Source organism: Streptosporangium sp. NPDC002607, assembly GCF_053592655.1.
Genome location: NZ_JBSFWD010000015.1, coordinates 47611 through 60654 on the forward strand (window position 1 = coordinate 47611; position 13044 = coordinate 60654).

At 64.6% G+C, this 13044-nt stretch carries 13 protein-coding genes, 1 tRNA gene and 1 pseudogene; 8 read left to right on the top strand and 7 right to left on the bottom strand.

Features of this window, described 5'->3' with window-relative positions; translation table 11 throughout:
• Positions 1-147 precede the first annotated feature (147 nt).
• On the bottom strand, positions 148-1266 hold the full coding sequence (locus ACWD3H_RS18770) for a DUF5685 family protein (RefSeq protein WP_451955850.1): 1119 nt from the start codon (positions 1264-1266) through the stop codon (positions 148-150).
• A gap of 237 nt (positions 1267-1503) precedes the next feature.
• Between ACWD3H_RS18770 and ACWD3H_RS18775 the strand changes: the two genes are divergently transcribed.
• Entirely contained in the window at positions 1504-2565 is a 1062-nt protein-coding gene (locus ACWD3H_RS18775; RefSeq protein ID WP_451955851.1) for a hypothetical protein, read from the top strand.
• Between the two features lie 127 nt (positions 2566-2692).
• On the top strand, positions 2693-3037 hold the full coding sequence (gene cutA, locus ACWD3H_RS18780; protein WP_451955852.1) for a divalent-cation tolerance protein CutA: 345 nt from the start codon (positions 2693-2695) through the stop codon (positions 3035-3037).
• A gap of 79 nt (positions 3038-3116) precedes the next feature.
• Here cutA and ACWD3H_RS18785 read toward each other — a convergent pair whose 3' ends face one another.
• On the bottom strand, positions 3117-3842 hold the full coding sequence (locus tag ACWD3H_RS18785) for a DUF6882 domain-containing protein (RefSeq protein ID WP_355559678.1): 726 nt from the start codon (positions 3840-3842) through the stop codon (positions 3117-3119).
• Positions 3843-4628: 786 nt separating this feature from the next.
• On the opposite strand from ACWD3H_RS18785, the gene ACWD3H_RS18790 reads away from it, so the two are divergent.
• The 3 genes from ACWD3H_RS18790 to ACWD3H_RS18800 all read left to right on the top strand — a co-directional run bounded on the left by ACWD3H_RS18790 (position 4629) and on the right by ACWD3H_RS18800 (position 7194).
• Positions 4629-4841, top strand: a complete 213-nt coding sequence (locus tag ACWD3H_RS18790) for a hypothetical protein (protein WP_451955853.1) — start codon at positions 4629-4631, stop codon at positions 4839-4841.
• Positions 4842-5267: 426 nt separating this feature from the next.
• Positions 5268-6311 carry a leucine-rich repeat domain-containing protein gene (locus tag ACWD3H_RS18795; protein WP_451955854.1) on the top strand — a complete coding sequence of 348 codons (1044 nt, stop codon included), beginning with the start codon at positions 5268-5270 and terminating at the stop codon, positions 6309-6311.
• A gap of 283 nt (positions 6312-6594) precedes the next feature.
• On the top strand, positions 6595-7194 hold the full coding sequence (locus tag ACWD3H_RS18800) for a hypothetical protein (RefSeq protein WP_451955855.1): 600 nt from the start codon (positions 6595-6597) through the stop codon (positions 7192-7194).
• Positions 7195-7421: 227 nt separating this feature from the next.
• Here the strand turns inward: ACWD3H_RS18800 and ACWD3H_RS18805 are convergent, their stop codons facing one another.
• Positions 7422-7826, bottom strand: a complete 405-nt coding sequence (locus ACWD3H_RS18805) for a hypothetical protein (RefSeq protein WP_451955856.1) — start codon at positions 7824-7826, stop codon at positions 7422-7424.
• Positions 7827-8139: 313 nt separating this feature from the next.
• On the opposite strand from ACWD3H_RS18805, the gene ACWD3H_RS18810 reads away from it, so the two are divergent.
• On the top strand, positions 8140-8610 hold the full coding sequence (locus tag ACWD3H_RS18810; protein WP_451955857.1) for a hypothetical protein: 471 nt from the start codon (positions 8140-8142) through the stop codon (positions 8608-8610).
• Between the two features lie 306 nt (positions 8611-8916).
• Here ACWD3H_RS18810 and ACWD3H_RS18815 read toward each other — a convergent pair whose 3' ends face one another.
• Positions 8917-9216 carry a hypothetical protein gene (locus ACWD3H_RS18815; protein ID WP_451955858.1) on the bottom strand — a complete coding sequence of 100 codons (300 nt, stop codon included), beginning with the start codon at positions 9214-9216 and terminating at the stop codon, positions 8917-8919.
• 410 nt (positions 9217-9626) lie between these two features.
• On the opposite strand from ACWD3H_RS18815, the gene ACWD3H_RS18820 reads away from it, so the two are divergent.
• Entirely contained in the window at positions 9627-10010 is a 384-nt protein-coding gene (locus ACWD3H_RS18820) for a DUF1801 domain-containing protein (RefSeq protein WP_350959772.1), read from the top strand.
• 349 nt (positions 10011-10359) lie between these two features.
• Here ACWD3H_RS18820 and ACWD3H_RS18825 read toward each other — a convergent pair whose 3' ends face one another.
• Positions 10360-10806: a cytidine deaminase gene (locus tag ACWD3H_RS18825; RefSeq protein WP_355560712.1), complete on the bottom strand. Its 447-nt coding sequence runs from the start codon at positions 10804-10806 to the stop codon at positions 10360-10362.
• A gap of 597 nt (positions 10807-11403) precedes the next feature.
• Positions 11404-11508, bottom strand: a tRNA-OTHER gene (locus tag ACWD3H_RS18830).
• A 348-nt stretch (positions 11509-11856) separates the two neighbouring features.
• Between ACWD3H_RS18830 and ACWD3H_RS18835 the strand changes: the two are divergent.
• Positions 11857-12063: pseudogene (locus ACWD3H_RS18835) on the top strand (transposase); the annotation flags it as partial.
• Positions 12064-12351: 288 nt separating this feature from the next.
• Here ACWD3H_RS18835 and ACWD3H_RS18840 read toward each other — a convergent pair.
• The gene (locus ACWD3H_RS18840) at positions 12352-12855 is read right to left on the bottom strand and encodes a hypothetical protein (RefSeq protein ID WP_451955859.1); all 504 of its coding nucleotides are present in this window, start codon (positions 12853-12855) and stop codon (positions 12352-12354) included.
• Positions 12856-13044 lie beyond the last annotated feature (189 nt).

Below are 13044 nucleotides of genomic sequence, written 5' to 3' on the forward strand. Positions count from 1 at the left end.
CGACGACCGGCACACAGCGACGGACTCGTAATGGGTAGGTCGACAAGCCCAACGAGATCGGACAGTCAGGTCAGTATCCGGCGCAGGTCTTGGGCCCAGCCCGCGAGTGTTTCGGCATGAGCTGACCACCCAAAAATGAATGAAGCACTAGCAGTTACAGTCGCAGTTGCAGTTGCAGCAGTCGGAACAACCGGAGCAACAGTCGCAGCAACCCGAGCACCCATCGCAGCACTGCCCGCAGCCGTCGCAGCCGCCGGCGTCGCAGCGCTCACCGCACGATTTGTAGCGGTCCTCGTCCCACGGCGGCCGGTACAACCCGCAGGTGCAGCAGGCCGCCGACATGCACAGCAGCGACAGCAGCCCGCCGGGGTCCGGCTTCAGCCGCGGATCACGCGGGGGCGCCTCGGGACTCTCCTGCTCGGCCTCGCCGAAGATCCGGCCGGTGGTGCGGCCGGTCTCCCTGACCAGTAGCGCGTTGACCAGACGGCGTCGCTCCAGGTCCAGCTCGGCCACCGCGAGGCGCAATCCGTGCACGGCGTCGTCGCAGTGCCGCCGCGCGACGGCCAGATCGGTACCCGAGGCGACGAGCGGGTTGTAGGCACCGCGGTCGCGGTCGCGGGCCAGGTCCTCGACGGCGTCCAGCAGGTGCGCCAGACGGCCGAAGTAGCGCCCGGCCTCCTCCAGCGTCTCCCGGTTGTGCGGCTTGCCGGCCAGTACGGCGGTGTGCCCGAAGGCGGCGGCGACCGCGGCCTCGGTGGGGGCGGTGAGCTGGAGCAGGCTCGGGTTCGGCAGGCGCTCCAGCCGGGTCTGCTCCTCGACCGCGACGAGAAGCGGGGCGGGATCGAATCCGAGGGCGGAGGCCGTACCCGATCCGGCGGCCGACCAGCGGGCGGCCACCCGCCCCGCGCCGGCCGCCACCAACCGGCGGGCGTAGATGCCGTCGCCGTCCTCGACGTGGTCCCTGACCTTGCCCGCGGCCAGGATCAGCGAGACCGAGGCCGCCAGCCGTACCCCCTCGGCCTCGACGACGTCGGCGCCCTTGAACCCGCGCAGAGCGCAGGCCGCCGCACGCCGGTGCGGGGAGGAGGCCGGTGCCTGCGCCTCGGTGAGCACGGACACCAGCAGACCGTCGTAGTTGGTCACCAGCCGGGAGGCATGCCCGTGCTCATCCCTGAGGGCCAGGCAGAGCCCGCACAGGTGCGCCATCCACTCCTTGAACAGCCCACCGCACATCCCGTGCCGGCATGGGCGAACAATCCCAAACATAGGCCCCCTCCCTGAATATCCATCATCCAGCTTGCCAGCCGCCACTTGTCACACACTTGCAATGCGGCGGTTGCAGCGATCTCTCATCGAAATACCAGTGGGCTCCCGGACAATGATCTCGTTCACAAACCTGAAGGAACGAGATCATGAGAAGAGCAGTGACCCTCCTGCTCACGGCGACCGGGGCGGTCAATGGCTAAGGTTCCGAACGTGCGTGGGCTCGGGTTGTTTCTTGCGATGTCAGGCCTGGTCATGGCGGGTTGCGGCGGAGCGGATGACCCGGCCCCGGCCACCCCGGGTGCCAGGCCCCCGGCCACCGGTGTCGAGGAGTCCGGCGGACTGCGCGAGATGATGAAAGCGTTGTCAGCCGGCGGACCGGCCGCCGAATACCTGGAGTACGGAGAGATGACGCACTGGCGCGAGCTGGGCGTGGTCACCGCGAGCGGCCCGGAGAAGAAGGAGGGACGCTGGTTGCCGGCGATCGGCTTCGGCTTCGGCGCGCTCGGCAGCAGCGCACGGCTGCTCCCCGAGAAGACCGGAATCGACGTCTACGGAGCCGTCCGGGCCGTCTCCTTGGGTAACCCGCCGAATACCGCGATCCGTATCGAAGGCAAGCAGGACGCAGCGGCCATCCGTACCAAGCTGACCGCCCTGGGGGCGAAGCCGCGCACGATCGGTGGACAGCAGGGGCTGACGCTGGCCGCCGACGGCGCGATCGACCCGGGCAGCGTGCTGACCAGCGAGCTCGGCCTGCTCAACCGGCTCAACCAGGTGGTGGTGACCGATTCGGTGCTGGTGTCCGGAGCCTCGGCCGATCCGGTGGCAAGTGCCCTGGTCGGCAGCCCCTCCCTGGCAGCCGACCCCGATCACGCCGCGATCGCCGAGTGTCTGGGCGACGTGGTCGCCGCCGCGGTCACGGCACCGCCTGCGCCGACGGCCGTGGCGCTGTACGGCGTGGGCCTGCGCCGCCCCGCGGCCACGACCGACCAGGCGGTCAACGTCGTGTGCGTGCTGCCCCGTGGGACCAAGGTGAAGGAGACCTTCACCGGGAAGTTCACCACGAAGGCCGTGACGCAGTCCGGCATGCCGCTGTCCGACCTCGTCGAGGACATCGCGCACGACGAGGTCGGCTCCGGGGACGGTGCGGTGCTGCGGGCCACACTGAAGATCAAGCAGGACGGGCCGGTGACCCTGGTGCTGAAGATGCTGTCCACGGGCGAACTGCCCAGGCTGTTCGACCCGTCGGCAGCCCTCGATCCCTCGGACCTCGTGGACGGCTCCCTGAAGCCACCCTCCTGACCTGCTGATTTTCCGATTCGAGGTTCGGGGTCGGACCCGGTATCTGGGCCTGGGCCTCGGGCGGCGGACAGGTGAGCGCGGAGTGCCGCTCTTGATGCCCATGGGGATGATTCGGCAGGGTGTTGGCATGGTCGAGAATGCTTCGGACTGTGTCGAGGTTCGTGTCACCAGCAGCAGCCGCGAGGAGGCGGAGCGGATCTGTTCGGCGGTGGTGGGCCGGCGACTGGCCGCCGACTGCCAGATCATCGCGCCGATCGAGTCCGTCTACTGGTGGAAAGGCGAGATCCAGCGCTCCGAGGAGTTGCTGCTGCTGATGAAGACCACCGTGGAGCGGTTCGAGGACCTCGCCCGCCAGGTGCGGGAGTCGCACTCCTACGAGGTGCCGCAGATCGTCGCGGTCCCCCTGACGGTCGGCAACACCGACTACCTCGACTGGATCAGGCGGGAGACGTCCCCGGCCTCCGGCGAGTAGAAGTTTCGTACCGATCGCCCGGGGGGGGCTGGATGACCGCCGCCTGCGCCGACGTTGACATCGGCAAGCCGGTATGAGCTCAGCCGGGCTTAAGCGTGCTCTGCATGTCACTGATCCGCCCCTGGCCATCGAACTCCACGCGCAGGTCTGATCCGCCAGGGTGCTGACCGGCAATGACCGTCGCCGTTGTTTCAACATGCCAGCCCTGCTGAGTCAGGAAGCTCTCGACCAGCGTTCGATGGTCGAGTTCGTACATCGAAATGGCCTGGGCCAGGACGGAGACGACGCGTTCGGGCTGTGCGGGCATCAGCACCGAATCCGGCACGGTCTCCAGGAGGAGGAAAGCGGCCCCGCCCTGGTAGGGGCCACGGTAGTAGCAGAGCCCGGTCAGAGTTGCCGACAGCAGGGCGAGCAGGTGCCCGTCGACCTGGTCGAGAGGCAGCGTCGCCTCGGTCAATTCCGGGATGTGCTGCTGCCGCCCATACTCCTGCAACCAGTTGGCGGCGCGCAGAAGGTTGGGCGGGAGATTGCTCTGCGTGTTGGCCCACGCCCAGAGCCAGGTCTGATCGCGGTAGCCTTCCGTCCCCAGAAACTGGATCGGGAATCTGAAGTCTTCGCCGAACGTGATAGTTCCCGCACCGGTATCCACAGCCCAATGGCGGTCGCCAAGCAGATCGATCAGGGCGAACTGGCGTGCCAGGGAAGAGGCGACAGAACGTGAGAGGTGCTGGAGCAGGTTATTCAAAAGTAAGCCTTTTCGGCGATACGGCGAAGAGCGATACCATTGCCAGATCGTGAATGACAAGCCCTTCTCGGGTCACGGTCATCCTGGTGCGACGCTCCGGCTTGGCCATAACGAAACGATGCGGCGGCGTCCGTGGAACTGTGGCTTCCAGGTCCCCCGCCTTGAAGGCCGAAGCCCCATTTTTTCCTCAAGGGATGGGGCTTCGGTGTGTGTGACCGAAGGCGTTCTCAACTGCGTCCTGTCATCTTCCGGACGACGAGAGGACACTCATCACTGCCGCCTGGGCAGCCATTCTGATGAGAATCAGAACGGGCCGTCGGAGCACATCATCCGCTTACCGTCGATGGTGCACGGGTACCAATCAAGGTCGCGTGGCTGGGCCTGAGCGACACCCGTGGTCGCGGAGCCAACGATCATCAACGCCACGGTCGTGGTAGCTGCGACGGCGGCCACTCGCCTGACAAGGGTCCTCATGATTCTCCCTCCAACAATTCGTACTCCAGGATCAAATCAAGAGCCACTGGAAACCCGCTTGTGAGTCAATGGTGCGATCCGCGGCAGACCGGGGCCCGTACCGCTCCGGAGGAGCAACTTCGCGGTACGGGCACGGCGCGCCACGTGAGACTCGGCGGAGACAGTGCCATCGTTGGTACCCGCCCAACGCTGCTCCAGGCAGGCCCAGACCGTCCTACCGGCGTCGTTACCTCGGCGGACGCCCTGCCGCCTGCGTCCGGCGATCCCGCCCAGGTCCGGCCTCACCAGATCGCTCCGGCCTGGCACCGCGCGTCGCCTCGCGCCCCGCTCCCGCGCTACACCTGGGACCACGAGACCCGCTCCGAAGCCGTCATGCTGCAGATCACCCAGCCAGGATGGGCCGTGCTCTACGGCACCGGGAGCCGTCTCTTCCACGCCATCGCCACCTGGCCCACCCCTGAGCCGCTGCTGCTGTGCGACCGGACCGTCGAGGGACTGAAAGCCCAGATGCGCGAGGCCGAGACGACCGCGCTCCTGCACCGCTGGGCCCTCACCTTCACCTCGGCCACTATCGGCCGCTTCTGAGCGGGCACGGCGGCCTCCCTTCCCCGGTCCGGGCCGCCGTGCCGTCACCGATGTACGGCATGGGCACGAGCGGTCGCCTACGCGATGTGTCACCTGACCTCGGCATGTCGGCGCCGGAAATGAACCTGAACGCGAGAGCGGGTGGTCTTTTGCCCCGGATCGACGCTCATGGAGCTGGACATCGCGATGGTGAGAGCGACAGGCCAAAGCGGCGGTCTACTGCCTGGCCCGACCCACCTCCGCGCCGGCCGAGGAATTCCGGAACGCGATCACCCACCAGTCACCACTGACCTACAAGTTGGTCTCCAGTCTCGGTCTTTAGCCTCGTCAACAGTGCTCCTGACGGAAGCGGCACCGAGGGAACGGGCCGAAGAACGGCGGGACAGGAGGACGAGCCCAGGCGCGAGCGATGATGAAAGGAAGATCATGACGTGGTCCGAGGCAGGACATGCGATTGCCGTCGCACGGATCCGCAAACGCCTACGGAACGGATCGACCAGCCTCCACCTGTCCGATCTCGGCCTGGAGGCGTTGCCCGAGTTGCTCGGTGACTTCACTCACCTGACCAAGCTCGACCTGAGTCACAACCGGCTGAGCGTCCTGCCCGAGTCATTGAGGAACCTCACCGCTCTGACCACGCTCAACCTGTCACACCTCCGCCTGGAGAGGTTTCCTGAGTGGCTGGGGAATCTCCCCGCTCTCACCACGCTCAGCCTGCGCGGTAACCAGACGGCAGTCCTGCCCGAGTCGCTGAGGAACCTCGCCGCGCTGACCACGCTCGATCTGTCCTTTCGCGGCCCAGAGGCGTTGCCGGAATGGCTGGGAGATCTCTCCGCGCTGACCAAACTCGACCTACGCCACAACCGGCTGACCGCCTTACCCGAGTCACTGGGAAACCTCACCGCCCTCACCCAACTCGACCTACGCAACAACGAACTGACCGCCTTACCCGAGTCACTGGGAAACCTCACCGCCCTCACCAAACTCGACCTACACAAAAACTGGCTGACAGCCTTACCCGAGTCACTGGGAAACCTCACCGCACTGACCAAACTCAACCTGCGCCACAACCGGCTGACCGCCCTGCCCGAGTCGTTGGGGAAACTCATCAATCTCCCCCGGCTTAACCTGTACAACAATCAACTGGCAGCCCTCCCCGATTCCCTGGGGAACCTCACCGCACTGACCGAACTCAACCTGCGCCGCAACCGGCTGACCGCCCTGCCCGAGTCGCTGGGAAACCTTACGGCCCTGCTCCGGCTCGACCTGCGCGATAACCGGCTGGCTGCTTTACCCGAGTCGTTGGCGGGTCTTATCGCCCTCGCGAAACTCGACCTGGCCAACAACGAGCTGGCCACCTTGCCCGAGTCGTTAGGGAACCTCACCGGCCTGACCGAGCTCGACCTGCGTGGCAACCGGCTGACAGACCTGCCCGAATGGCAGGAAAGATTTACCAGCCACACCAGATGAGACTCTGCGGTCTCACCCGTCCGCGTGCTCTGGCCGGAACGTCACAGTGTGCCGGTCCCTCGCCGCTCAGAGCCATCGACGCCGGCCCCGGAAACACCCTGGCCTCTGGCGGATGCACTCAGCCAGATCCATTCGGCCCAGTTCAGGCCCGGCTCTGAGCGGATCTCATGCGACCTGTCCGACCACCTGGATTTGCAACATCAATATGCAACTGTGGAGTTCCGTGCCATACTCTTGCCCTGGCCATTACGCATAATGTCTATGCAGTTGAAAGGGCATCAAGATGAAAGCCCGTATCTGGTGGTGTCTGGCAGCGGTGGCCGTCTTCCTGCCGACCATGTTCATCTCCAACTGCGGGTGGGTCAGCGAATCCACCGGCCACTGCGGGCAAGACATGTTCGACCGAAGCGGTATAGGCCTACCGCATCTTGCTCTGATCCTGGACATCAAGATCATATGGCTGATAAAGATGCTTTTTACGGTGGACGCCTTTATATTGGTGTTCGCGATTTTGCCGATCCTGGTCGGCCTGGCGGCAGCGGTGAGAAATCGCTGGAGTGGGCGGATCAGTCTTCTGGTAGCCGGAATAATCGCAACCCTGGGGACGGTCAACGTTTTGTGTACGGCTCTCTCCAACTGGATTTTCGCGTCCGGTGAGATCTCCGTCATCTTCGGCGAACGTGACGACCCTCCCACCCAGGGCCCGTGGTCCCCGCCTTCTTCCGTCTGGCTGGGCCTCGCCTACCTTCTCGGCGCCGTTCTCCTGGTCATCGCGTTCAAACATGGACGGTCGGAGCCTCCACAAGCAGGAGAAGTCAAGGACAGCTCAGTCCCAGAGCCCTCAAGTGCGACAAACGAGGCACCCCACTTGTCATCCCGCTGACGTGGTGATCGATCGCCCGGCGGGCTCCTCGCACCTCAGGGGCAGGTCGGCCACCATGGTCGAGGTGGCATAGGACCCGGCGGCCAGGGAATCCGCTAGAGCATTCCCTCTCTTTGGACGCCCCGGCACCTGCCACGTTTCCCACCGCCGAACCTCCTCCAGCGGTTCGCGCCTGTCGGGACAGTCTTGATGCGGCTCTTCCGGCGGCGGTCACGAACCGACGAGGTTCAACGGCGCTTACCGCCTCCGCCGAACAGGTCACCGATGAAATCGCCGATGCGGCGTAGCACGCTGCGGTCCCGGCCGGAGTCGGAGGTCTTGCCCTGGCTCTGCCAGCGGTACTGGCCGCGTTGGGCCTCATCGCTCTCACACTTGCGGCGGTCGACGAGCCGGTGGGTGCCGTCGGCCTGACGTGAGTTCGTGTCCACGCACTGAGCGGTCGACCGGTTGTCGCCACTGGCTACGGGCTTCTTCCAAAAGGTGATCCCCACCAGGGCGATCAGGACAACGATCACGGCTGTGACGAGTATCGCGGGGATCCGGCGGCAGCCTTGCGGCTCCTCGCGTGGTGGATCGTCTGCGGGGTCGGAAAGCCTTCTGGGCGCATACGACTCGTGCTCCGACGCGATCATCTCTGTTCCTGTCACGCGGACGCGGGATCGGGGACCACACGGCCCACGACGGGCCTACCGGCCCCTGTGACATCCAGCCTGACGATGACTGCTTGCAACTCGCTTGGACATCGATGCAGAGGCGGGACGGACACTCGACGCCCTGGTGAAGAGCACCGCGCTCCAAACAGCAGCAGGCTGAACCCGTCCGGCTTCGGGAAGTGATGCCCCCTGAGTTCGACGGAGTTGGAGCAGGTCGCGCGCCGTCAACGCGAGCTGGAGAGGCGGGACTGCTGGACTTCTCCTAAGGCCTTGCCGGCTCCATAATCACTGCGTGTCCAAGATACCGGTGTGGTCCAAGTTGGCGCTCACCCTGATGGTGCCAGCATTGGTGGTCAAGGTCCTCACGTTGACCTTCTGGGCAAGTGGCACCGTACGCGAACTACTTGACTGGGTGTTCATCGTCATCGGTGTTCTTGCCGTGGCCCCCTACCTGGGAGCCGGTGTGCGGGGGCTGGTCAAAGCACGCAGGCACGAGTATCCCAAGCCCTTGCCGGGGGAAGCAGTCGATGGACCGGGTAAACGCCTGATGATGTCCTCGGCGCTCCGGCTCTCCATTGCCCTGATGGGGCTGTTCGCGATTTCCGGGACTCTCAGGTCGGCGATCGGGTCCGGCCGGTATGGAGCCGGGCCGCTCGACTGGGGCATGGAGGTCCTCGGACTTCTCCCCGTGATTCTGCTTTTCGCCGTGATGGGGATCTCCGTGGTCACTGTGGTGTGGGCCTCGATGAGGTCGAGCAAGTAGGAAGCGAGCGGCCGACGCAAGGTCGCAGATGTAGGCCACTGGGGCGTGTTCGCCTACCCGACCCGCCCGCGTCATCTGCACACGAAGACGATGCACACGGCCTACGACACCGCCCCTGTCATCCGGTGGGAACGGGATGATCTCGACTGGTTGCTACGCGACACCCGGACAGACATCGCCTACCGGTCAGGAGCCCCCGAGCAGCCGACCGACTCGGCTTACCTCGGCCGTCTCTCTCGGCCGGATGAGGGCATCTTCCTCGCCGTCGCTGGAATCCACCCCAACGGCCCCCTTGGGGTGGTGGACCTACTGGCTTCCGAGATCGCCACGACCTGGGAACAGGTCGGAGAGCAGCGTTTCTCCTGCGTGGTGAGTGTCGAATACGCCCCTGAGACAGGGAACCCGGCCGAACCGACCCGCCAGGTCCGTGAGGCCGAGCACTCCGACCCGTACGGCGAACGCCGACCCGCGCGCTCGACGACGCCACGTCAGTATCGCGAGGGACCGGGCGTAGGCCCCGGAGGACAGGTAGGACGCGACGGTGAGCAGGAGCCACCCGAGCAATGCCATGACGAGTGTCCACCTGGCCCAGAGGGGCGTCTTCATTGTGGGAAGCACAGGTGCAGTCTTGTGACGGAGGTGACACCTGACCAGGAATCTCACGTATTTTCACATTGTGCGCATGGTTTCTCCACATAAGGAGACGCACTAGAAACGACCAACGGCGCCCACCAGGCTCAGTGCCTGGTCAGACACGGTTAATCAAGCTCGACGGAGAGCATGGGGCTTGAACCCACGAGACCGGTCACCCGGCCTAGCGGTTTTCAAGAAGACTGCGTTCGGAGCAGTGGCAGGGCCTCTGACCAGGGTGGAAGCATCTCCCCGGACCGTAATCATCCCGTATATATCTCCGAGACAGAACGCGCCAGGATCGTCCCTGGTTGCTGTCAGCACTGCCGTCAGCAGTCGCTGCATGCGACATTATGCTCTTTGGCGTTGTATGGGAGGAGCGGCAGGTGCAAAACAAATCTGGCGAGGTTGACCGCTTCATGACGGCCCTCGATCACCCGTTGAAGGCGGGTGTTGAACAGCTGAGATCGGCGATTTTGGCGTCGAACACGGATATTTCCGAGCATGTGAAATGGAACGCCCCGAGCTTCCGCTATGACGGAGAGGACCGGGTGACCTTCCGGCTCCGGCCGGGTGATCGGCTGCAACTCATCTTCCACCGCGGGGCGAAGGTCCGAGCCGACAGCGCCGAGTTCGCCTTTCAAGATCCCACTGGTCTCATGACGTGGCTCGCACCTGACCGGGGTGTCGTCACGTTCCCAGATCTGGAAGCCGTCCAGTCCCAGCAGGTAGCGGTGGTGTCCTTAGTGAACCAATGGGTTCGGGCGTAGAGGCGGGAAATGTTCAAGACTCGGGCCGGAAAAGCGCCCCTAACCTGGGCGTTCGCTCTGAGAACAGGTGACCGGGATCGAACCCGTGCTGTCAGCTTGAGAAGCGCGGGGAGTACGGCAGGTGGCGCGGCTGAGCTGGTTCTCGAACCTGAACGCTGAGACCATACACGTGGTGAAAAGCGCAGCAAGGGCAAGCTGGGTTGGGGCTGTTCGTCAGTATCGCGTTGTGCGGGGTGGAAGGGCAAAAGCACGCCGAGGGTGACGGGGGCTGGAGACCCGCTCGTCGGTGACCCATCGTGCTGTGCAGGGGTTCGCTACCGCGTTCCAGCTGAGGTGGCTCGTTTTCCTGTCAGGAAAAGTGGGCTTCAGGGCCCGGCCAGGCCCCATCATCGGTGAACTGCGATCCCCAGTAGAACGGGTTCACGTCACGAAGAGTGCGAACGCTCCATCCCGTCACGGCGAAGTCGTCGGGCACGCCGACCTGGACGTCAGGCCCCCACAAGGCCAAGCGTTCCTGGCAGATGCCACACGGAGGAAGGACGAGGACGCGCTCACGTCCTGGGTCCCGATACACGCACACGGAGGCGGTGACCTTCCTGTCGAGCGTGTAGGCCTGGCAGATGGCGCCGGTCTCATGACACAGAGACACGCCGCCGTTGAGGTTGTCCAGGCCGACGCTGGTGAGGATTTGCCCATCATCCAAGTAGATGGCTGCCGCACCACCTTGCTCGTCAGAAGGCCATCGCCGATCCATCTGTGCGACAGCCGCGTCGACAAGTTTTTGATCAAGCTGCATGACAGCATCTTGACACATCAAGCAACCTGGCAAAGCGAGGACAAAGGTAGTCATAGTGAGCACCGAGGCGAGCAGACAGAGGGGTGATCAGGAGTTTTCTGTTCTCTGGATGATTTAGCACGCTGGTGGCATGTGGAATCACCCAGATCGAGGAAAGCGCCACTCCCGGCCCTTGGGCATGGTGATAGGCCCGGTTTGTCTCCGCGGCTGGCCGAGAGACCTCGTACCCCTCACAACTGGAGCCCCACGCGAGGCGACACCGCCGAGCGGCCCCGGCCCACCCCGGCGCGCTTTGCCCTTCCGCCCCCACCGGACCCGTATCGGTGAACGGCTCCGCCCTCTCCACCACCCTCGATGCGCTTTCCATCACGCACGACGCCGCGCTCTTCAAGCGCGACCGGCCCCCGGATCCGGATGTTCGTAGACGTGGTGCTCCATCGTGGTCGAGGTGGAAAGAGCGTTTTCCGTACTCCGTACCCGCCGGTCAGGGCAACTGAGGTTCGAGACCTGTACGGATGCGACCAACACCACCCCGGAAACGATCAACGGCGCCTGGGCCGAGGGATCCCCTCGTCAGACGCCGTTCGTCAAGCTCAGCGGAGAGCGTGGGATTCGAACCCACGAGACCGGTCACCCGGCCTAGCGGTAGAGGGCTACGTTCCGAGCAACGACAGGGCCTCTGACCAGGCCATGAGCCTCTCCTCGAATCTCAGCCATGGAAGATCATCCCGTATATATCCCACGGGCTCCTTGGCCCCCGATCACCATGGCTCGTGCTGCGGATCATTCCTTCCCCACCAACGGAAGCTTTTTCCTCCCCACCTCTTGACCTGCTCCCCACGTTGTCCGAGACCATGTCGATCATGTGGTTCTTCCGCTTCCTCGCCATCGGACTCCTCGGCGGGACCGTGATGATCCCGCTCCTGCACTCCCCACGGGGCGACGGATTCGAGCATCTGCGCCTGGATGCGATCATGAGCCTTGAGATCGGCTGGTTTCTCATGGTCCCGATCTCACTGGTGGTCGGAGCTTTGAGTGGGTGTTTGAGAGGTGATCGTTGGGCCGTCTTACCAGGTGGGCATAGGTGAGGCAGGACACGAGACCGGTTTTTACGCCTCTGGCCTGACCGATGAGCAGTGGGCGCTGATCGAGCCGCTGCTGCCCGCCCCGCACTGGGACGGCCGCCCGGACAAGCATCCACGGCGAGAGATCGTGGACGCGATCATGTACCTCGTGCGCACCGGCTGTTCCTGGCGGCCGCCCGGCTGCCGGAACGTGTAGTCGTGGCGGCGCTGGCCCCTGGGAGGCCAGCGCTCTCCTTCCGCCGCAGCAGGCCCGGCCCGACGCAACCGGCCGCCCCGCACCACCTCGGCGGCCTGGGTGCCGGTACGCCCCCGTGCGAACAGGTCGGCCACGCGCGGCCGTCCCTTCTCACACTCGGCCCGTCGTCCGGCGAGCAGGCCGCCGCCTCACGCATACCGCATGGACAGGGATGCCGCGGTGGCCCGGCCCTCTCACCGTCCGCAGAACATCACAATGCGAAAATCAGCAGCCGAAGGCGTAGAACTTAGCGTCGAACGAGTAATGATAGTATTTCCGCTTTGAGATTTCGGTTACGCCGCTGAACGGACGGTTGCACTCGACGATGACGTCCTTGGCCTCGGCGAGGAGGTCATCTCCGGAAGTGTCATCTTCCCACACCTGGACCGTCACCTTCTCACCCGGCGAAAACTTGAGAGGGTAATGCGACGGGAATTCGACTATCTGGCCCTCTTCGTCCTCGTTGACGTCGACCGTGCCATCGGTCGGGGCGAAGCGCTGACTTACTCCATTACGCACGACCTTGATGAAGACTTCGTCACCGTTGCTCCAGGTCCCCTCCTCGTCTATATCGTGAGCGTAGACGGTGATGCCGAGTTCGGTTTCGACCATGGCGGCGGGGGCGGCGGTGACAGGAGCGGCGCTGGCAGGGGCCGCGGTGACAAGGGCCAGTGCCCCGAGAAGGCCTAGCACCGACAGAACGGCGCTGGGCTTGGAACGCGCGAGCATGGTTTCCTCCTTTTATTCGGTCGATTTATCCGATCGATCATGGTCAAGACTTCCGCAGCATTCTTGGAGGAGGCTTGCAGACAGCTTGGAGTCCGCCCGGTGGACGCCTGATCTCCGGTTTCCCGGAAGCCAGCCGGCCGGCGAAGCCATGGTCGGCGAACACCACCCGGCAGCGCTCACTCAAGTACA